This is a genomic window from Frankia sp. CeD, assembly GCF_000732115.1.
GTDB classification, from domain to species: Bacteria; Actinomycetota; Actinomycetes; order Frankiales; family Frankiaceae; genus Frankia; species Frankia casuarinae.
In genome coordinates, this window is record NZ_JPGU01000005.1 from 91,889 (window position 1) to 112,785 (window position 20,897).

At 68.8% G+C, this 20,897-nt stretch carries 15 protein-coding genes, 1 tRNA gene and 2 pseudogenes; 14 read left to right on the forward strand and 4 right to left on the reverse strand.

Annotation, left to right across the window (positions count from 1 at the left end):
* Positions 1-218 precede the first annotated feature (218 nt).
* Positions 219-294, forward strand: a tRNA-Leu gene (locus tag CED_RS05410).
* A gap of 453 nt (positions 295-747) precedes the next feature.
* Here CED_RS05410 and CED_RS05415 read toward each other — a convergent pair.
* The gene (locus CED_RS05415; protein WP_035908927.1) at positions 748-1,530 is read right to left on the reverse strand and encodes a DUF899 domain-containing protein; all 783 of its coding nucleotides are present in this window, start codon (positions 1,528-1,530) and stop codon (positions 748-750) included.
* Positions 1,531-2,785: 1,255 nt separating this feature from the next.
* Between CED_RS05415 and CED_RS05430 the strand changes: the two genes are divergently transcribed.
* Positions 2,786-3,334, forward strand: coding sequence for a flavodoxin family protein (locus CED_RS05430; protein WP_011436054.1), 549 nt, complete (start codon positions 2,786-2,788; stop codon positions 3,332-3,334).
* 193 nt (positions 3,335-3,527) lie between these two features.
* Here the strand turns inward: CED_RS05430 and CED_RS05435 are convergent, their stop codons facing one another.
* The gene (locus tag CED_RS05435; protein ID WP_011436053.1) at positions 3,528-4,370 is read right to left on the reverse strand and encodes an SAM-dependent methyltransferase; all 843 of its coding nucleotides are present in this window, start codon (positions 4,368-4,370) and stop codon (positions 3,528-3,530) included.
* Positions 4,371-5,268: 898 nt separating this feature from the next.
* On the opposite strand from CED_RS05435, the gene CED_RS05440 reads away from it, so the two are divergent.
* Positions 5,269-7,050 carry a GGDEF domain-containing protein gene (locus CED_RS05440; RefSeq protein WP_035908939.1) on the forward strand — a complete coding sequence of 594 codons (1,782 nt, stop codon included), beginning with the start codon at positions 5,269-5,271 and terminating at the stop codon, positions 7,048-7,050.
* A gap of 357 nt (positions 7,051-7,407) precedes the next feature.
* Here the strand turns inward: CED_RS05440 and CED_RS22175 are convergent.
* A pseudogene (locus tag CED_RS22175) lies at positions 7,408-7,738 on the reverse strand (SAM-dependent methyltransferase); the annotation flags it as partial.
* 232 nt (positions 7,739-7,970) lie between these two features.
* On the opposite strand from CED_RS22175, the pseudogene CED_RS23405 reads away from it, so the two are divergent.
* The 11 genes and pseudogenes from CED_RS23405 to CED_RS05495 all read left to right on the forward strand — a co-directional run.
* Positions 7,971-8,186 (forward strand): annotated as a pseudogene (locus tag CED_RS23405) (C40 family peptidase); the annotation flags it as partial.
* Positions 8,187-8,268: 82 nt separating this feature from the next.
* Entirely contained in the window at positions 8,269-8,769 is a 501-nt protein-coding gene (locus tag CED_RS05450) for a hypothetical protein (protein ID WP_011436050.1), read from the forward strand.
* A gap of 91 nt (positions 8,770-8,860) precedes the next feature.
* Positions 8,861-9,529: a DUF305 domain-containing protein gene (locus tag CED_RS05455; protein ID WP_035908940.1), complete on the forward strand. Its 669-nt coding sequence runs from the start codon at positions 8,861-8,863 to the stop codon at positions 9,527-9,529.
* A 195-nt stretch (positions 9,530-9,724) separates the two neighbouring features.
* On the forward strand, positions 9,725-10,921 hold the full coding sequence (gene chrA / locus CED_RS05460) for a chromate efflux transporter (RefSeq protein WP_051868679.1): 1,197 nt from the start codon (positions 9,725-9,727) through the stop codon (positions 10,919-10,921).
* Between the two features lie 181 nt (positions 10,922-11,102).
* Complete coding sequence (locus CED_RS05465) at positions 11,103-12,353, forward strand: cytochrome P450 (RefSeq protein WP_035908942.1); 1,251 nt, start codon at positions 11,103-11,105, stop codon at positions 12,351-12,353.
* Between the two features lie 267 nt (positions 12,354-12,620).
* Positions 12,621-13,637, forward strand: coding sequence for a fatty acid desaturase (locus CED_RS05470; RefSeq protein ID WP_035908944.1), 1,017 nt, complete (start codon positions 12,621-12,623; stop codon positions 13,635-13,637).
* Positions 13,638-13,649: 12 nt separating this feature from the next.
* On the forward strand, positions 13,650-13,907 hold the full coding sequence (locus CED_RS05475) for an acyl carrier protein (protein WP_011436045.1): 258 nt from the start codon (positions 13,650-13,652) through the stop codon (positions 13,905-13,907).
* 5 nt (positions 13,908-13,912) lie between these two features.
* Positions 13,913-14,815 carry a class I SAM-dependent methyltransferase gene (locus CED_RS05480; protein ID WP_035908945.1) on the forward strand — a complete coding sequence of 301 codons (903 nt, stop codon included), beginning with the start codon at positions 13,913-13,915 and terminating at the stop codon, positions 14,813-14,815.
* Positions 14,816-14,826: 11 nt separating this feature from the next.
* Positions 14,827-16,122 carry a cytochrome P450 gene (locus tag CED_RS05485; RefSeq protein WP_049760874.1) on the forward strand — a complete coding sequence of 432 codons (1,296 nt, stop codon included), beginning with the start codon at positions 14,827-14,829 and terminating at the stop codon, positions 16,120-16,122.
* The gene (locus CED_RS05490) at positions 16,119-16,919 is read left to right on the forward strand and encodes a thioesterase II family protein (protein WP_035908947.1); all 801 of its coding nucleotides are present in this window, start codon (positions 16,119-16,121) and stop codon (positions 16,917-16,919) included. Before CED_RS05485 ends, CED_RS05490 begins: the two co-directional genes overlap by 4 nt.
* A gap of 53 nt (positions 16,920-16,972) precedes the next feature.
* Complete coding sequence (locus CED_RS05495) at positions 16,973-18,709, forward strand: fatty acyl-AMP ligase (protein ID WP_035908948.1); 1,737 nt, start codon at positions 16,973-16,975, stop codon at positions 18,707-18,709.
* 90 nt (positions 18,710-18,799) lie between these two features.
* Here the strand turns inward: CED_RS05495 and CED_RS21360 are convergent, their stop codons facing one another.
* The gene (locus CED_RS21360; protein WP_011436040.1) at positions 18,800-20,446 is read right to left on the reverse strand and encodes a fibronectin type III domain-containing protein; all 1,647 of its coding nucleotides are present in this window, start codon (positions 20,444-20,446) and stop codon (positions 18,800-18,802) included.
* Between the last annotated feature and the right edge of the window lie 451 nt (positions 20,447-20,897).

Here is a 20,897-nt window from a genome sequence, read left to right on the forward strand (position 1 = left end):
GTCCCTAGTGTGGCAGGACGGACGATCGGGGGGCCGTCCCGCCCCGGACACGGAGGGCGGGAGGTCGAAACGCACCCTACCCGGATAGAGTCTTCAAGGAGCGGTTCCGGCCAGGTTCGACGGCGATCTCCTCGCCCTCGTCCCGCCCGGTTCCTCCGCCCGTTCCACTTGCGCCAACTCGCCCCTGTTCCGTCTGATCCAACACGCTCCACCCGCCGGCCCCGGTACTCCAACGGCAGAGAGACGGTGCTCAAACCACCGACAGTGTGGGTTCGAATCCCACCCGGGGTACCAGATAGATCGTTTTCGAACCTTGGTCACGGTCAAGCCTTGGCCACGACCAAGATCCCCAACAGGGTCCAGATCGTGGCCGAGGCTTGTGTCCGCGGCCAGACCGGGCTTGTCACTGTCCCAGCCCGGCTCATGCCCGGCGCGGCCACCNCCCCNGGCCACCGCCCGCCGAAACGCCTCTCCTGTCAGCGTGGCGTAGGGCTCGCGGAGGCGTACGCCGGTTACGACCGCCTCGTCCTCTTCGACCTCTGCCAAGAGCTTCGTGAAGAAAGCCTGGTTACTCATGCGCTGCACCTGCGGTCCGGACAGCTGGTACAGCTCGCCGCACCCGCCGACGAGTGTCAAGCTCCGTCCGCAGCCCCGCGCGGATTTTCTCCTGTTCATCCTCGTTAAGACGCACGCCAGCATAGAAACGCTCAACGGGCGCTTCCTGCCGACACCGTCGACGAAGGCGCGTCAGTGGTGGTGGCCGTGCCGACCGAGGGTCTCCACGGGGGTCGCGCCGGGGCGGGTCCACTGCGGCACGGGGCGGCTGGTCGGGCCCCAGGTGGCGTTCCCGTCCGCGTCCGAGCGCCAGAACCAGCACGAGCTGCGCCCCTCGGGCCAGGCCTCGGGGTTGTCCTCCCATGCCTCGCCGCGGCCGTAGGGCGTCATGTCGAGCAGGCCGAGGGACCCGTTGACCGGCTCGTTGCCACGGCCCGTCGTGGAGTAGGTGAGGAACACGCGGTCGCCGTCGCGCAGGAAGCAGGTGATGTAACCCATGCTGCCGCCGACCGGCCCGTCCACGTCGCGCACCGAGTACCAGGGCTGGGTGTATCCCATGAACTCAACGTAGGAGGCCACCTCGTCCCAACGGCCCGTGGTCAGGATGGCGAACGAGACGCCGCGGGCGTTGAGGTAGACGGCGTCCTTCAGGTGCCAGGCCGTAGTGGTGCAGCCCTCGCACTGCCCCTGGTGCGGCGCGCCGTCATACCACATGTGCTTGTAGACCACTAGCTCGTCGCGGCCCTGGAACAAGTCCAGGAACGGGACCGGGCCGTCGGGCCCGACGACCTNGACCGTCCCGTCGAGCTCCACCATCGGCAGCCGGCGGCGGGCCGCGGCGAGGGCGTCGCCCTCGCGGGTGTGGGCCTTCTCGCGGACCAGAAGCTCGTCACGGGCGGTCTGCCAGGCAGTCAGGTCAACGACGGGCGGGCGGCCAGGCAGCGCTGTGGCCGGGCCGTCCGGTGTGGTCGTCATGGTCTCCTCCGTGGTGTCTCGTGCCGGGCGGCGTCCTACGACGTCCTACGACGGTCGCCAGAACAGACTCGCGACCCGGCCGGAACGCATCGCGGCAGGGGGCGGCGCGGAACGTGCTTTGGCAACTGGCAAACTGAGGATCGAGCAACGGCGCCGTGAGGAGGCAGGGTGNCCGCGAATACCGGCGGGGGNCCACTTTCCCATCTGCCCGTCGCAGGCGCGGACGTCGAGATCTGGGGGATCAACGACTTCCTCGCTGCCGACGAGCGGCGCCCGACCAGTTTCATCACCAATTTCGGTAACTGGCAGGTGCCCGACCCGGTCGCTGCTGCCCTCGCGTCGAGGGTCGCGCACCTGGAATGGTTCCACGACACGGGGGAACTAGTCGCGATCGGTGACGTTCCCCATCGAGGGGCGGCGACCGTCGAGATCCCGCGCGTCGAAGGAGCGGTCGGGGAGCTGGCTGACATGGTCGCCGGTCCGTTCGGCAGCGGCGGCATATCGTTCCGGACCGCCGACNGCGCGGTTCGCGAGTTCCCCGAGATGGTTGTCTCCGAAGGCACCCGCGTCGCGGTGCTGGCGGTCATCAAACAGGGCCCGCGGGTGCACGGGGTGCTGTGGGACTGGCACCGCTGGCACCGTCGCCCCGAAGGATGGGCCTGGCTGGAAGAGCGCCTGCTCAGCACCCGCCGCACGACAGGCGGCAACGACTGATCAGGGACCGGGACAGTTAACCGGTCGCTGCGGCGTGCCTTCTGCTCCTCTCACTCCTCGGGCACGGGCGGACGGCCGTGACGGCGTGGTGGGTGCGCGCGGAACAGGACGATCTGCGTAGCCGTAGGCGGAATCGCTCCAGCCGGGCACACGTTTGATCAGGCGCTCACTGTATGGGCATCGACGCGGACCGTGAAGGATGNCCGCGATCCTGCTCAGTCCCACCGCCGCGCTATGACCGGTTGGGCGAGGCCACCGGGCATCAGTGCTCTGCTTGGCCGGGACCTTCGCACCGGTGGATGCTGCCCCCGCTGGGGACCACTGAGGAGCACAAGGCGTGGAGGCCCGGGCCGGATCTTGGCCGGTCACGGCGAAGAGGAGACGAAGGGAACTATGCGGATGCTGCCTCCCGCGACGCGGCGGCAACGTCGGCTCCCGAGGCAGCGGCAACGTCGGATCCCGAGGCAGCGGCAACGTCGGATCCCGAGGCAGCGGCGTTTGCGGGTCATCGCCGTAAGTGAATCCGAGGAGGCATTTCGCCATGCGGGTTGTTGTTGTGTACGAGTCGATGTTCGGGAACACGAGGCAGATTGGCCAGGCGATTGCGGATGGCATCGGCCCGCTCCATGAGGTAGTCGTCATCCCGGTGCGTGACGCAAATCCTGAGGTGATCAGCGGTGCCGACGTCGTCGTCGTGGGCGGTCCCACGCATGTGCACGGCATGAGCCGTCCGGCCAGCCGTACGTCGGCCGGCGAGATCGCTCGGAAGCCACCGAGCGGTGTGGCGCTCGAGCCCGGCGCAGAAGGCCCCGGACTGCGGGAATGGTTCGCCCGCTGCGGCGTGATCGAGGGGTATGCGGCAGCGTTCGATACGCGCGCACACGGGCCCTCGATCTTGACTGGCCGGGCGTCAAAGCGCATTCACCGGCTGCTGCGCCGGCACGGAGCGCGACAGGTTTGCCCGCCGGAGAGCTTCTTCGTGACGAAGGACAACGCACTCGCACCAGGGGAGATCGACCGCGCGCGCCGGTGGGGCGAACACCTGTCGCACGTGGCCACAGAGCCGGCGAGGACCGAGTTTCCGGTCTGACCGGAGCCATGGATCAACGGCGAGCGGTAGTGGTCGAGCGGTTCGCGGTCACCGGCGTACAGCCCTCGGCCCGCCCGGGCGTTGCGCGTAAGCATTCAGGCATCTTGTAGATCTTGTTATGGGTAGGCACGTCTGGATGTCTGGATGTTGCGCGGCCTGACGGGTTCAGACCTGCCCTGGCCCGGATGGTGTGCTACGGCTTGCGGGCAACGCCGCCGTAGATGCTGACCCGCGCGTCGGTCAGCTCCTCGACGGCGCTGCCGTCGGCCCGCCAGCGGTGAACGACCTGAACCCCGGGGTCGACCAGCTCCAACCCGTCGAAGAAACGTTCGACTTCGGATCGGCTGCGGGGCTGCACCGACATCCCCTTCTGCCGGTAGGCTTCCGCCGCCCGTTCCGCGTCCGGATCATAATCTCCGGTGCCGTGGGTGAGGACAAGATAGCTCCCCGACGGCAACGCGTCGAGGAGCCGACGCACGATCCCGTAGGGATCATCCGCGTCGGGGATGAAATGGAAGATCGCGACGACGGACAGGGCGATCGGCCGAGTGAGGTCAAGAGTGCTGTGCAGCTGCGGGGCAGCGCGGATCCCGTCAGGGTCGCGCAGGTCGGCGTCGAGGTAGGCGGTGCGCCCCTGCGGGGTGCTGGTCAGCAACGCGCGGGCGTGGGTGAGCACGATCGGGTCATTGTCGACGTAAACCACCCGGGTGTCGGGGGCGAGGCCCTGGGCGATCTCGTGCAGGTTCGGGCTGGTGGGGATGCCGGTACCGATATCCAGGAACTGGCGGATCCCGACCTCCCCGGCCAGAAACCGGGTCGCCCGCGTCATGAACGCCCGGTTCTCCCGGGCCGTGACGCGGGCGTTGGGGAACGCGGCGATGACCTGCTCGGCGGCCTCCCGGTCGGCCGGGAAGTTGTCCTTCCCGCCCAGGTAGTAGTCATACATCCGGGCCGTATGAGGAAGATCCATCCGCAGGTTCACCGGCTCCCGGTCCCCCGTCGTCGCTACCCACGCCGGGTCCCGTGTTTCCGTCACCGCTCCTCCATCCCCTTGCCACTCGGACATCCGCTCGCCACTCGGATGCCACTCGGATGCCACTGACGAGCACCCTAACGGCACGGGCAGGCACCATCCACAGCAACCCTGGAGAAGGCCCGACCCTGGAGAAGGCGGCCGCTGGAAACGGGCCCGGCCCGGCAGATCCCGTCGCCTTTCCCACCCACNCCCGGCTACGGAAATGGGAACGTCCCCACCGCCGCAACGCCGGCTCCACGCACCCGAACCGCCCAGTCCAGGCGCGATACCAAAACTTTAGGTTCATGTCCATTCACGGGTGAACCCGTGGTTTTCCCGTCCGGCGATCGCCGGGTGGGTAGCCAGGGGCGGCCAGCCAGCGGCGGCCGGCCGCCATCCCGGTCCTGCACGCAGGCGAGCCGCACCAACACCGTCAGCAACGGGAGCACCGTCGGCGGACGTGGACGTTCGTGCCCTTGAGGTGGTGCCCGCCGGTCTTTCGACGGTGGCGGGAGCTCGGATTCGACCACCGCCCATGCTTCTCGCCACGCTCCGCATAAAAAAAGAAGATCTAAACCAGGATCTCCGGGAAGAGTGGCTTCGCTCAGGACACTGACCACCCGATTTCCAGCTATTGACTACCCGGAGGGGTGGTGCACCACCCCCCACCGACTGCAAGGCTGTGACTCACTTCATACAACAAGGCAGCGGAAAGCCGATGGGAACCCTTGTCAACGTCGACAACGCTGACACGCTCACCGACCTGTATGCGACGGACGGTGAACCTGTCACGCAGGTCAAGACGGTGACAGCACTNCACGATCAGGCGCGGTGTTTCGTCGACCGCCAACCGTCATGATCGTCGCTGGCTGTGCACGCAATACGGCGATCCGGGTTGACACCCCGCCAAGGAGAAATAATGACCCCCGTATACCCGATCACCCACGATAGGTGGTACACGCTGGCGAGGACGCCCGCCGTCGAGTTCTTCCAGACGAGGACTCGGGAACTTGCCCCGCAGCGGCCAGCCGAATCCGGCAAGACCTGGGGAAAACTGGTCGTAAATCCGGAGACCCCCCGAATCGCGTCGATTTTCCTCGACGCCGCTGCCCAACTGGCCACTGCGGCCGCCTGCTTCCGGACCGCCCGGCAGGTTCGCGGGACGGAGCGCCGCCGGCGGTTCGCCCGCCTCGCCGCTGGCGGCGTGCTGGTCGCCAACCTCGCGACGGCGGCGACGTTCCTCGCCGGCGGCTTCCTGACTGGCCGCATGTCCCCGAGCTATGCCATCTTCCTCGTTCTCTACGGGGTGGCCCTGGCCGGGCTGCTGTCCCTACCCACCGCACCGGTGGAAGGCCAGGGCGAGAACACCAGGACCGCGCGACACAGCGGATACCGCTGGCATACGATCACCCTGCTGGACTGTGTGCTGATCGTCGGCTCGATCATCCTGCTGGCGTGGGGGACGACTCTCGCCGCGCTCGTCCCGGCCGGCCCGCCCGACCCCATCCAGCTCTTGGCCGCCCTGCTCCACCCGGTCGCCAGCCTGNTCCTCGCCACGGCGGTGCTGCTGATCACCTGCTTCCGCCGGCCGCGTTCCCCGGCGGCGTCGGTACTGCTCAGCACGGGCCTGCTGATCGACGGACTCACCAGCAACATCTCCGTCTACAGCACCGCGCCGGACAGCCACCACCTTCCCCCCTGGGCCATGATCGGATTCACCCTCGCCTTTATGATGATCTTCCTTGCCGCTCTGCTACCGGCGCGCACGCACCCGGACAACCCCACACCCGACAGCCTCACGACCGACAGCCTCACGACCGACAGCCTCACGACCGACAGCCTCACCCCGGGCGGCCCCCGGGCGGTGTGGGCGCACGCCGTGCTGCCTTACGCCGTGCTCGGTGCGGCCGGCCTGCTGATCCTGGGCAAACTGTCGACCGGTGCGCAGCTCGACCGGTTCGAGGCGTACGGCATGGTCGGACTGCTGCTGGTGGCGCTGGTCCGGCAGATGGTCACCCTGGCGGAGAGTAACCGACTGTTGGCCGAGGTACGCCAGCGCGCACGGCAGCTTCACCATCAGGCGTTCCACGACCCGTTGACCGGCCTGGCGAACCGGGCGCTGTTCACTCGGCGGCTGCAACGAGCCCTCACCCACGACCCCGACAACCCCGACAACCCCGACGCCTGCCACGCCGGCGACTCCGGGACGGTGTCCGTCCTGTTTTTGGATCTCGACGGGTTCAAGCTGGTGAACGACACGCTCGGCCATGCCGCCGGGGACGAACTCCTCAAAATCAGCGCGGAGCGACTGCGGGCGGACACCCGCGCGGTGGACACCGTCGCCCGGCTCGGCGGGGACGAGTTCGCCATCATTCTCGGCAGCGGCGGCGTCGACGCCCGGAAGGTGGGTGAGCGGCTCGCGATGGCAGTCCAGGAGCCGTGCCTGCTGGCCGGGCAGATCTACACCCCGCGGGCCAGCTTCGGCCTAGTCACGCTCGACGGCTCCACCACCCGGCCGGCCAGTCCCGACAGCCTGCTGCACCAGGCCGACCTGGCCATGTACGCGGCCAAGCGGGAACGCGCGGGCAGGCTGGTCGTCTACCGGCCGGAGCTGTCCGCCCTCCCCGAGCACCGCCACCCGGACCCACCCAGCCAGGACGACCCGGTGGGCGCCTACGGCCGAGTAGTAGGCCTGATGTGATCCATCTGCCTGCCCCGTTCCGCGCGCGTATCACCGGCCTGGGGAGGAGCGCCCCGTTCAGGTCGGTCGCCGTCTGATCGAGGTATCCAGTGACCGACCGCACCGTTCACCCCGGTGCTCGACTGGCCGGACCGCCAGTCGAGCCGGAACCCAATTTGGATCTTGAGTGGATCCTCGGCGACCTGCTCCGGTTCTTCACGGGTGGACCGGTGCGCCCACGCTGGTAGTGATCCGCCCCAGCGGCGAAGCGCCGAAGTTCGCCAGGGTTTCCTCGTTGTGTCTCCCTAGAGGTGATCTGGGGAGACACAGCTTCTCTGGAGGTGGGTACCGCCAGCATCGGGGCCGATCGGAGGGACGTTACGGTTTGCGGCCTACGGCGCCGTAGTTGTTGACCTGGGCGTCGGTGACGTCTTTCGGCGTGGTGTCGTCCGGCCGCCAGCGATGCACGACCTGCACGCCCGGCTCGACGAGTTCCAGGCCAGCCAGGAAACGTTCCACCTCGGCGCGGCTGCGTGGCTGCGTGGGATGCCGCGTTGCCGATAGGTCTCGGTCGCCGCCAGCAGGGTCGGGTCGAAGTCGACAGTGGCATGGGTGAGGGCGAGGTAGCTGCCGGACAGCAGGGCGTCGACGAGCCGTCCCCGATGCCGTACGGGTCGTCGGCATCGGGGACGAAGGGAAGGACCGCGATCCTGAATCATCGCGTCTCCTCTCAAGCCTGCTGGATCCGAAGGTCCCTGCCGCGCAACACCATGATCATAGCTCCTTGCTGGCTCGACGACGCCGGGGAGGAGACCACGGCGAGCCGTGCTGTCGCAGTTTCTCTGGGGCTGGATCGGGTCGACATCGTCAACAAGGGTCCGGCGGTGCGGTGGTCGGTGTACGGCGTCCGAGCCGTGCGGCATGTGCAACTCGGGTGCGGACCAGGGGCCGGCCAGCAGCAGTTCCAGGCCACGGTGCGCATCCCCAGGTCCGGGAAGAAGCCCGGCGACCTCATCTTCTTCGGGACTCCCGGCAACATCACCCACCTGGGCATCTACGCAGGCAACGGCTATATGTGGGCCGCGCCACAAACTCGACGAAATGTCAACCTACAGCCCATCTACAGCAGCAGCTACTACGTCGGCAGGGTCCGGTAAGCCGCTCTTTCGACCGTGCGAGAGACGAGCCGGCCCGGGCGCGGGTTTTACCGAGCGCCTGCGCGTGGAGCATCATGCAACGGTGAGGGTCCGGCGCCGAGGAAGAGAAAAGAGCACCCCGGGCAGGCTGCATCTGCTCCCGCTTCTCGTGCCCGTGCTCCTCGGCATTCTGCTCATGCACGGCGGCCTGTCCGCGCACGCCGGCCATACCGACTCCGGCACGCACGGGCTCCCCGCGGCCCGGAGCGAATCAATGACGATGCCCGACGCGACGATGCCCGACGGTGGGATGAATCCGCGCTCCGCGCCCGTCCACCTGGCCGGTCTCGACCCGCGGACCAGGGTCACGATGCCGGCCACAGACGCAGGCCACGACGGGCATGCCGGTCAGCTGTGCCTGGCGTTCCTTCGCCTGGCCGGCGTCCTGTTCATCGCCTTGCTGCTCACCCGCGCCGTCCGCTCGACCTTCACCGCCCGGAGCCGGCTACGTGTGGCGTCATCCCGGCCTGGACGATCGCCCCCCGGCGGACCGCCACCGTCCCACGCACCCTCACTCGTCTGCCTCTGCGTGCTCCGCCTGTAGACCGGTCGGCTTTCGCCTGCGCGTCCCCACGGACTTCCGCACGGCGAACCCGCACAAGGATCTACCGACACCTGGCAGACGAGGAACCAGCATGAGACGACTCATCCTGCTCATCCCGGCGCTTCTGGCCGCAGCCGTTCTTACCGCGTGCGGCAGCGGGGGAAGCAGCACCGGTGCCACCGGTGCCACCAGTGCCACCGGCAGCACCGACTACAACGCCGCCGACGTCACCTTCGCCCAGAACATGATCCCCCATCACCGGCAGGCCATCGAGATGGCCGACCTGGCCGGCACCCACGCCCAGAACCCGGAGGTGAAGACCCTCGCGCCGCAGATCCGCGCCGCGCAGACTCCGGAGATCACCACGATGGTCGGCTGGCTCACGGCCTGGAAGCAGCCCACCGCTCCCCCCGCCGGCGGCGGCNGATCGGGCCCCGGCATGGGCGGCCCCGGCATGGGCGGCCCCGGCATGAACGGCCACGGCATGAACGGCCACGGATCAGAAACCATGATGCCGGGCGACACCATGGAAGGAATGATGTCCAGCGCGGACATGACCGCGCTGGGGAACGCGACCGGACCCGCCTTCGACAAGATGTTCCTCACCATGATGATCGCACATCACCAGGGAGCCGTCACCATGGCGAAGACGGAAATCCGCGACGGACGCTATACCCCGGCGCAGCAGCTCGCCGAGAATATTCAGAACACCCAGAACGCCGAGATCACGAGTATGCGGAACCTCCTCGCTAAAATCTGAAAGATCTGACCGAGCTGCCTGGCTCGCAGAGATGGTGGCCGCGACACACCCTCGCGGCCACCATCTCGCGGCCAGCCGGTCGAGTGCTTCAGTCGAGTGCTTCAGGGGAGGGAGGGTTCGTGGATCGGCGCCGACCCTGACCACCCGGCCGGGTGCCGCGAGGCCCGGGAATCCCCTCCCTCGGGGGAGGAGAGGATGTCAACCGTGGAGCTCGATGCGCCGTCCGCGGCCACCCCCGCTCACCCGAGCCTGCTCGCCGTGTTACGGGAATGGGGCCGGATCGGCTGCCTCGGCTTCGGCGGCCCGCCGACGCACATCGCGCTGCTGCGCCAGCTCTGCGTGGAGCGACGACGGTGGCTGACCGCCACCGAATTCGAAGACGCCGTAGCGGTCTGTAACCTGCTGCCCGGACCGGCGTCCACCCAGCTGGCGATCTACTGCGCTTGGCGGCTCCGGGGCCGGCCGGGTGCGCTCGTTGGCGGGATCGCGTTCATCGTGCCAGGTCTGATCCTGATTCTCGCGCTGGCGGCGATCTTCCTCGCCGGCTCGCCGCCGCGGTGGGTGCGCGCCGCCGGCGCCGGGGCGGGTTCCGCGGTCGCGGCCGTCGCCGTCCAGACCGGCGTCGCGTTGCTGCCGGCAAGCTGGCGGCGGGCCCGCACGGTCAGCCGCCTGCGCTGGCCGTGCTACCTGGCCACCGGGGCGACGGCTGCCGCCGCTGTCGGCCCGTGGCTGGTGCTCGTCCTGCTCGGCTGCGGCGCGTTCGAGCTGGCCGCCCGCCGCCACCATCGGCCCGGCCGCCAGCCGGGCGCTGCCGCGCCACCCATGCCCTTGCTCGCCGCCGCGGCAACCGGCACCGGCGGGCTGCTCGCGCTGATCTGGGTTGCCTTCAAGGTTGGTGCCCTGTCCTACGGCGGCGGCTTCGTCATCATCCCGCTGATGCAGACCGACGCGGTCGACCACTATCACTGGATGACCGCCGACCAGTTCCTCAACGCGGTCGCGCTCGGACAGATCACCCCCGGCCCCGTCGTGCAGACCGTCGCCGCCGTCGGGTACGCGGCAGCCGGGATTGGCGGCGGGCTACTGGCCGCAGCCGTCGCCTTCGGTCCGTCGTTCGCGTTCATCCTGCTCGGCGGTCCCCACTTCGCCCGGCTGCGGGCCGAACCGCGAATCCGCGCCTTCCTCGATGGCGCCGCCCCCGCCGCGGCCGGCGCCATCCTCGGCTCCGCCATCCCGCTAGCCGGCGCGCTCGACCGGCCCTGGCAGTATGCCACCCTCGGCGGCGCCATGATCCTCCTGCTGCCCCTGCGCCGCGGCGTCGTTCTCACCCTGCTCATCGCCGCCGCGGTCGGGGTGGTCGTCACCGCCGCCGGCGGGCCTCTCCCNCNATGAGGGAGAGGNCGGNCGGCCTTCTCGGTCTCCTCGTCCTTCCCGTCCTTCCCGTTCTTCTCGTCGTCCGTTCGCGTTCCCTTCATCGGGAGTCCGGTTCGCCCTGCAAACGTCCTTCACGGTCGCACGCAGCGGCGGCGGCGCGGCTGCGGGGTCACCGACCACCGGAAGCGAGGAGCTGACAATGGATGCCGATTCCCCGTCCGGTGCGGCCGCGGTCGGCACGCCGCCGGCCTTCGGCGCGTTCGATCCGGCCCGACGCCATGATCCCTACCCCAGCTACCACGCCCTACGGGAGGCGGATCCGTTCTACCGTCTGCCGCTGGGCGCCCAGCAGGTCACGCTGCTCACCCGCTACCAGGACTGCATGCACGTTCTGCAGGACGCCGCCTGGGGCCGGGGTGAGGGGGGAACCAACGCCTGGCGTTCCGCCAACAGCTTCGACGGCGGGCTGCGGTCGCTCCTCGGCGTGAACCCGCCCGATCACACCCGGCTGCGCGGGCTGGTCAGCAAGGCGTTCACTCCCCGGGTCATCTCCGGGCTGCGGCCACAGATCACCGTCCTGGTCGAGTCGCTGCTCGACGCCGCGCTCGCGGCTGGCGAGGTGGATCTGATCGACGCGTTCGCCCGTCCCCTTCCCCTGAGAATCATCTGCGATCTGCTGGGTGTGCCCGTGCGGGACGAGGAGACGTTCCGGGCCTGGGGAACCGCCCTCACCCGCGGCCTCGATCCGGACTATCTGCTCACACCCGACGAGCTGGCCCTGCGAGGGAAGGCCACCGTCGAGTTCGACGCCTACTTCACGGATCTGNTCGCGGCCAGACGGGCTCGGCCGACCGACGACCTGCTCGGTCTTCTCGTGGCGGTGCGGGAGCAGGGTGACAGCCTGACCGAGGCCGAACTGCTGGAGCTGTGCGCTCTGCTGCTGGTCGCCGGGTACGAGACCACGATCAACCTGATCGGCAACGCGGTGCTCGCCCTGCTGCGTGACACCGACCAGCTCACCGCGCTGCGGGCCGACCCCGACCTGGCGCCCGCACTCGTTGACGAGACGCTGCGCCACGACCCGCCCGTCCAGTTCGTCGGGCGTCTCGCGCTGCGTGGCACCGAGGTCGCCGGGCACTCCTTCGCCGCGGGCGAGGTCGGCGTCATCATGCTGGCCGCCGCCGGGCGGGATCCGCGGACCTTCGCGGAGCCGGACCGGTTCGACATCCGCCGGTACGCCGGGCCGACACCCGCCCCCCGTCATCTCGGCTTCGGGTTGGGGATCCACTACTGTCTCGGCGCGCCGCTCGCCCGACTGGAGGCGGAGATCGCCCTGCAGGCACTCGTGCGCCGGGCCGGTAGCCTCACGCCGGCCAGCGACCCTCCCTCCTATCGCCCGCATCTGGCCGTGCGTGGCCTGGAGACACTCCCCATCCGGCTGTCGCCCTGACCATGCGGTGTCGCCCTATGACGGTGCTGGGCGACACCCCGCACTACCGCGGCACCCGCACTACCGCGGCATCCGCACTACCGCGGCACCCGCACTATCCGTGGGCCGGAGAGCCGGCGGGTGCGGCTCAGCAGCGGACGATAACGAAACACAATCTCACGATCGATTACTCCGGCGCATGTTCCGGAACCGGCCACGACGGCTGTTACGATCGGAAAAGTTCGGGCCGACGACCCATCCGCAGCCCTCCGGAGGAGGCGGTCGAGAATGGCTGGCTTCCAGCCTGCAACGCACATTCCTGAAACCGGGTACTCTGAAAACGGGTACGGAGCCGATGGATCCACTCCCCGCCGGAAGACGATCAGCAATTCCTACCTGCATCGCCTGCAGCGCCGGCACTTCCTGCTGTTCGACGTCCTCCCGATTGCCGGCACCGCCGCCGCCATCGCGTTTCTCGCGGTACATCCGATCGGGGCCACCGAACTCGCCCTACTCTTCTCGATGTGGCTCCTGACCGGTCTGGGCATCACCGTCGGCTATCACCGGCTCTTCACGCACCGCGCGTTCAAGGCGGCGCCGGCCGCGGCGGCCGCGCTCGCGGTACTCGGCTCGATGGCCGGCCAGGGCGGCGTGGTGTCCTGGGTCGCTCTGCACCGGCGGCACCACGAGTGCAGCGATCGCGACGGAGACCCGCACTCGCCGAATCTCGCCGGCAACGGTCTGAAGGGCCGGCTCCGCGGCCTGGCCCACTCGCACTTCCTGTGGATGCGCCGCCACGAATATCCCAACGTCGTCCACTACGCGCCGGATCTGATCAAGAACCGCGCGCTGGTCCGGGTGGCCCGCCTCTACTACTACTGGGTGACGCTCGGGCTTCTGCTCCCGGCGCTCGTCGGTGGCCTCGTCTACCAAAGCTGGACCGGGGCGGTGAGCGGCTTCCTCTGGGGTGGTCTCGTACGGATGTTCGTCCTCGAACACGTCATCTGGGGGATCAACTCCTTCCTGCACATGTTCGGCNCCCGCCCCTACGAGTCCCGGGAGAACAGCAGGAACGGCGGGATCTTCGCCCTGCTGAGCCTGGGCGAATCGTGGCACAACAATCACCACGCGTTCCCCGATTCGCCCTCCTTCGGGCTGCGGTGGTACCGCCTCGATCCGGGTTACTGGCTCATCAGGCTGCTCGCGGTCAGTGGCCTCGCCTGGGATGTCAAACTTCCGTCCGAAGAGCGGATGGCGGCGAAGCGCATCGCCGCCAGAAGATCCGCTCCGAGTACCGCGGTATAAGGAGCGAGCACGGTGGAGCCAAGCAGGGAAGAGATTGTCACCTGGTGCCAGGAGTATGTCGCGGGTCTCCTCGAGATACCCGCGGAGGAGGTCGATCCGGACGCGGACTTCGATCGACTGGGAATCGATTCCGCCCTCGCCGTCTCCCTGCTGATCGAGGTTGAGGAACGCTACGGCGTCGACCTACCGCCCGAGGCGTTGTTCGAGAACCCGAACCTCAACGCGGTCGCCACGTACCTGCACACGCAGCTCCCGCGGCACGTGGCATAGTCGTCATGGCCACCTCGGTCGGACACGATCGGACGGTCGGAGCGGCGGCGGCCATCCGCCACCACTACGACGTCGGAAATGATTTCTACCGGCTCTGGCTGGACCGCTCGCTGACCTACTCCTGCGCGCTGCGGGAAGGCGCGGACGACACCCTGGAAACAGCCCAGGAAAGGAAGCTGCGGTTCCACCTGGACGCGATTCGCGCCGACCGCGCCGAAAGCGTTCTGGACATCGGCTGCGGGTGGGGCTCGATCCTGGGGCGACTGGCGGAAACGCACGGGGTGCGACGCTCCGTCGGTCTCACCCTCAGTGCGGAGCAGGCGGCCTTCGTCCGGTCCCGCGGCTATCCCGGTGTCGAGGTGCGCACGGAGAACTGGGCGCACTACGAACCCGGCACCCGGTTCGACGGGATCATCTCCATCGGTGCCTTCGAGCACTTCGCCGGACCCGACGACTCGTCCGCCGAGAAGATCCGCCTGTACCGGGAGTTCTTCACCCGCTGCCACGGCTGGCTGAANCGGGACGGCGTGTTGTCGCTGCAGACGATCGCCTACGCGAACATGTCCCGCGAGAACGCGAGCGCCTTCATTCAGCAGGAGATATTTCCGGCGGCGGATCTGCCGACGCTCACGGAGATCACCGCCGCGGCGGAGGGTGTCTTCGAGATCCAGTCGGTGCACAACGGTCGGCTCGACTACGCCTGGACATGCGAGGAGTGGGCCCGCCGACTGCGCCGACACCGCGAGGAGGCCGTGGGTGTCGTCGGACCGGAGGTGGTCGCCCGGTACGAGCGTTACCTGAAGCTGTCCGCCCTGGGGTTCCGGATGGGAAAGATCTGCCTGCTCAGGCTCGTCCTTCAGCCCTTCGGGAGCGGATACTTCGAGGGCCGCGGGGTGCGGGCGGGATGAGCACGGGCGGGATGACGTCCCCGACACCCAGCACCGCGACCGCCGACACCGCGACCGCCGACACCGCGACCGCCGAAGCCACCCGGGCACCGATCCGCTTCAACCCCTTCGGCGCCGAGTTCCGGCGCAGTCCGTACCCGCTCTATGCGCGGCTTCGAGGCGCGCAGCCCGTCCACCGGACGCTGGGCATGTGGGTGCTCACGCGGCACGCCGACGTGCGCGGTGTCCTGCACGACCGGACGTTCAGCGCCGGGCTCATCCCCCAGCTGGTCAGCCGGCAGGCGTCGCGGCTGTCGCGGGACGACGTGGCGCGGATCGGGCGGCTGGCGACCAAGTCGCTCGTCTTCACCGACAACCCCGACCACGCCCGGCTGCGTGGCCTGGTGAACCGGGTATTCACGGCGCAGGCGGTCGCCGAGCTGCGCCCCCGCGTCCACGAGGTCGCGGAGCGGCTGGTGCGGCGAGCCTGGGACGACGGCGGCATGGACGTCGTCGCCGATCTCGCGGGGCCCCTACCGCTCACGGTCATGTGCGACTGGATGGCCCTTCCGGACAGCCTGCGCGAGCGCGTCGGGCCTTGGACGCATGACATCCGCTTCCTGCTCGAGCCGGGGCTGATGAAGACCGAGGACTTCACCCGGGTATCCGACGTCGTCGAGACATTCGCGCAGGCCCTGGACGACGTGGTCACCGAACGCCGGTCCCGGCCGGGTGACGATCTGATCAGCCGGCTGCTCGCCGCGCGGACGGCCGGGGGCGACCGGCTCAGCGATGAGGAAGTCGTCTTCGTCTGCATCATGTGCTTCGTGGCCGGCAACGAGACCACGAAATCCCTCATCGGCAACGGTCTCCTCGCGTTGCTCCAGCACCCGGATCAGGACGCGCGCCTGCGCCGTCGGCCGGAGCTGCTGGGCGGCGCCGTCGACGAGGCTCTGCGCTACGACAGTCCCCTGCAGCTGACCAAGCGCGTCGCGACGCGCGAGGTCGAGATCGACGGAAGCCGGATCCGGGCAGGCGATCAGGTTCTGCTGTGCCTCGGCGCCGCGAACCGCGACCCCGCGGTGTTCAGCCGGCCGGACGAGTTCGACATCACCCGCGACGCACGAGGGCATCTCGCCTTCGGCCACGGGATGCACGGGTGCCTGGGCGGGATTCTGGCGCAGTTGCAGGCCCAGGTCGCCCTTGATCGGTTGTACCGGCGAGCCGAACGCCTGGAACTCCTGGTCACGCAACCCGACTGGCAGGATCACAGCTTCATCGTCCGCGGGCTGAAGCAGCTTCCGGTCTCGGTGCGGGGTGTCGGGTGACGGGCACCGGGGTATCGGGCACCGGGGTATCGGGCACCGGGGTATCGGGCACCGGGGTATCGGGCACCGGGCTGACGGGCCGGACGTGGCTGCGGTACGAACCGACGGATGCCGCCGTGCGGCTCATCTGCCTCCCGCACGCCGGTGCCGGAGCCAGTTCCTTCGCCAGATGGCTTGGGCTGTTCCCGTCGACCGTCGCGGCGGTGCGGGTCCAGCTGCCCGGTCGTGAGGACGTGGTGGCCGAGCCCGCGCTGCGCCTGGTGCACGATGCCGTCGACGCGTTGCTACCACAGGTGACCCGGCTGATCGACCCGCCCGTGGCGTTGTATGGCCACAGCATGGGAGCACTGGTCGCCTTCGAGCTGGCCCGCGCGCTGAGTGCGGCGGGTATCCCACCGGTGCATCTGTTCGTCTCCGGCCGCCGGGCGCCACACCGGCCCGCCAGCAGGGCACCGATCCATCACCTGCCGGACGACGCGCTCGTTGCCGCGCTGAAGACGATGGGTGACACGGGGGGCTCACATCGGAGTGCGGCCTTCCTGCGCTACACGCTACGGCTCACCAGAGTCGATCTGACGCTCAGCGAGGAGTACGCGTACCGCTCCGAACCCAGGCTGCGCTGCCCGATCACGGCCTTCTACGGAACCGCGGACCCGGTTGTCGACCTGGCCGAGATCGAAGCCTGGCGGGACGAGACGGACGCGGCCTTCGCGGTCCACACCTTCCCGGGCGATCACTTCTTCCATCAACGCCACCGGGTGGCCATCGCGGCGCGCATCGCCGCGGCGTTGGAATGAGCTCCGTCGAGCCGCTCCCGGGGCGGGAGGGAAAGTCGAGGGAAGGAAAAAGGGTGCCGCACGCGACATTGCTGCCGGAAGTCCTACAGAACCGCGCCGCCCGCCAGCCGGCCAGGCGGGCCTACGTGTTCGTGGATGAACACGAGGCGGAAAAGGCGGTACTGACGTACGGCGACCTGCACGCGCGGGCGCTCGCCGTGGCCGGGGAGCTGATCCGGCGCTGCCGGCCCGGCGACCGGGCGCTGCTGCTCTTCCCGCCGGGTCTGGATTTCATCGTCGCCTACTTCGGCTGCCTCTACGCGCAGGTGATCGCGGTCCCCGTCAACCCCCCGCGCAGGAACCTGATCCAGGACGCGACCCGGAGCATCATCAAGGACTGCGAGCCTTCGGCCGTGCTCACCGTCGGCGCGATGGTCGAGCACATCAGGCCCGTCGTGGAATCGATCCGTGGCCCCCTCCCCTGGCTGCCGGTCGACCAGGTGGCGGACGAGACGAACGAGACGGACCAGGCGGGCACGAGCTTCCGCCCCCGGCCCTGTCCGCCGGATTCCGTCGCCTTCCTTCAGTACACCTCCGGTTCCACGTCCGATCCGAAGGGGGTCATGGTCTCCCACCGGAACCTCGCCGCGAACCAGGAGATGATCCGGCGCGCGTTCGACCACGATCAGGACTCGACGTTCGTCGGCTGGGCACCGTTCTTCCATGACCAGGGGCTGATCGGCAACATCCTGCAGCCGCTCTACCTCGGGGCGACCAGCATCCTCATGGCGCCGATGACGTTCATCCGGTGGCCCCTGCGCTGGCTGTCGGCCATCTCCCGGTACCGGGCCCACACCAGCGGCGGGCCCAACTTCGCCTTCGATGTCTGCGTCGCACGGGCCGCCCGGGGGGATGTGCCGGACCTCGACCTCAGCTGTTGGAAGGTCGCGTTCAACGGGGCCGAGCCCATCCGTCACGAGACCCTGCGCCGGTTCTCGGCGATCTTCGCGCCCCACGGGTTCGACGAGAAGGCGTTCTACCCGTGCTACGGCCTGGCCGAGGCGACCCTGCTCGTGACCNGCAGCCGGAAGGGCCGCGGTCCCCGCGCCCTCGAGGCGGACGTCGAGGCGCTCGGTCACCGGCGCTATGTGCCGGCATCGGGCGGACGCGGCCGGAGTCTCGTCGGATCCGGGCTCGTCCTCCCGGAGGAGGAGCTCCGGATAGTGGANCCCGAAACGGGACGCCCGTGCCCCGCGGACGAGGTGGGCGAGATCTGGGTCTCCGGCGACCAGGTGGCGCAGGGATACTGGCGCCGCCCGGAGGCGACGGCCGAGGTGTTCCACGCCGAGTTCGACGGCGAGACCGGCCGGGCTTACCTGCGCACCGGCGATCTCGGCCTGCTGGTCGACGGCGAGGTCTACGTCGTGGGCAGGCTGAAGGACCTGGTGATCATTCGGGGCCGGAACTACTATCCCCACGACATCGAGCTCACCGTCCAGTCGGCCCACCCCGCGTTGCGCCCCGGCGGGTGCGCCGCGTTCTCGGTTCCCGGTGCCGACAGCGAGAAGCTGGTCGTCGTGCAGGAGATCAGGGACGAGCAGCGCCTCACCGCCGACGCGAGGGACGTCGCTGCGTCGATCCGGGCGGCGGTGACGCGGGAACACGACCTCTCGGTGAACGACCTCGTGCTGGCCCTGCCGGGCCGGCTACAGAAGACCAGCAGCGGCAAGATCATGCGAGCCGCGGCCAGGAACCGCTACCTGGCGGCCGGGTTCGAGATCTGGGAACCGGGGATGTCCTCCGTCGCCTGACGGATCCGCCGGTCCGCCTGGCGGAATGCCGCCAGGAAAGCCGGACCGCGGCCCGGCGGCTACGTGCGCCGCCGGGCCGCGGGCGCGGACCTACCGCCGCAGCGCGGCGGCGGGAACGGACTCGGGTCGGTAGGTGGCGATGATCTTGCAGAAGTCGAACGGGTTCTGCTCGACGTAGGTGCACTTCGCCAGGTCGTTCCCGTTGAAGTCGGCGCATTCGGGCAGGCGGCCCTGGTTGTAGTCCCGGGTGGCGTCCCAACCGGAGACGGCGCCGATGTTGTGGGTACGGGCGAACTCCACGAGCCGGCGCATGTGGTCCAGCGTGAAGATCCGGCCGTTGATGTGGCGGCCGAACATCGGGCAGGCGCCGATCCGCCGCCAGACCTTCTGCTCGTCCCAGTCGCGCCAGGCCCCGGCGATGTGCGTGAACATGCCGTTAAGCGCGATCACGCAGCACTCATAGGCGTCCGAGGGGGCCGTCTGGCCGAACTCCATCAGCATGCCGTTGATCAGCGATGGCTGGACGCCCGCGTCGGCGAGCAGATGCAGCAGACGCACCCCGTCGGGGTTGAAACCCACCAGGCTGCCGGGAGCGCCGTCGACGGGAAGCGTGTAGGAGATCTTCAGGCCGGGGTAGGCCGGGAGCACCTGGGAGATGGCGGCGACGTGCCGCTCCAACCCCGCCCGGTTCTGGATGAACGCTCCCTCGAAGTCGAAGTCGACATGGCTGACCCCGTAGTTCGCGAGGATCGCCCGATACGTCGCCACAATCTTGGAAACGTCGGTCTCCACATCCTCCAGGGGGACGTTGGAAGCACCCCCGAAGGAGAGGATGACCTTCCCGCCCTGCGCGGTGAACGCGGCGAAGTCCTCCTTGCCAAAATCGCCTGTCGCGGCCTCCCCGTAGCTCGGATAGCCGCCCCAGTACACCTTCTTGTCGCCGCCCGGCTGCGCCACCAGGAAGCCGACGAAGAAACTGTCGATTCCGGACAGGGAGCCGTATTCGGCGAGCTTCGGGTTCGGCCATGCGGTGTAGTCGACGAAGGGCGCTCGCGGCGCATCCCAGGTACCGGGGTCCGGGAGGGGGGCGGTAGTCGACGCGGCTACCTCCTCGGACAGCTCCGACCGGTTGCCGCTGACGTCGAACGCGCGGACCCGCAGAATGTACTCCGTCAACGAGTTCAGCCCCGACACCGTGGCCTCGGCGGCGGTGGTCGCCAGGACACGGGGTTCTCCACCCGGAGTCCGGTAGAACACCTCGTAGCCCGCCACCGCGATGTTGTCCGTGGACGGATCCCAGGTCAGGTGCAGGCTGTGCGGCGCCCAGCCGGTGATGCGCAGCTTCTCCGGCACCGTGGGCGGATCGGTGTCCTCGGGTGGGTTGGCGTTCTCCCCGTTGACCGTGAAGCCGTTCGGCAGCAGGGCGGGATCCGAGCCGGCGCCCGTACCACCGTTCTGCATCGCGAGGGTGAACTCCTGCGATCCCCTCGCCTGGATGATCTTCCGTTCGGACACCAGGCGGCCAGTGACGACGTCAGTCGGCCGATCAACTGGGTTGAACACCAGTCCGTAAACATTCCGGATGAGCCGGGGCGCGGCGAACGTACAGGATATCTCCGGATCCACCACGTCCTCGGTGGAGTAGTTGGAGATGGTCACCTTGAAGTTGGCCCAATGTTCGGTTCCGTTGGGCAGCCACTCCGCTGACGCGAACACAAGACCTTGCGAATCCGACACAGTCTGTCTCCTCCGAGGGTTTTGTCGGGTTCAGCCGGCATATCAGCGTGGCACCGCTAAGGAGACGTTACTCCGGACGCGGGACTGATATGACGCGACCCCAAGATATACGCCGCCGTCTCGGTGGACGTGCGGACGCGCCCGTTGGCTCATGGACCACCTTCGGCCGAGCGGGCCTACGGAAATTCTCGGTCGGGAAAGCCCCCAAAACCGGAAGCNCGGTACCCCTGGAACACGGCGGTCCGGAACACGGCACCCCGGAACACGGCACCCCGGAGCGGCACGGAACCACGCATCAGGGTCTTGATGCGCCGCGATCCGTCAGCTCATCAACCTATTATGATCAGCGGAGACCGGATCTCGCCCGCCATCCGGACGTGCGCCCGATGACCCCGGTCGCGACGCATCGGAGGTGCCATGTCCACGCCCCCGGGATCCACGCCGCCCACGG

What these genes read in the sequence shown, in the direction of transcription:
- CED_RS05485 (WP_049760874.1), top strand. Translation starts at nt 14,827, where the DNA reads ATGACGTCCCCGACACCCAGCACCGCGACCGCCGACACCGCGACCGCC.
- CED_RS05430 (WP_011436054.1), top strand. Translation starts at nt 2,786, where the DNA reads ATGCGGGTTGTTGTTGTGTACGAGTCGATGTTCGGGAACACGAGGCAG.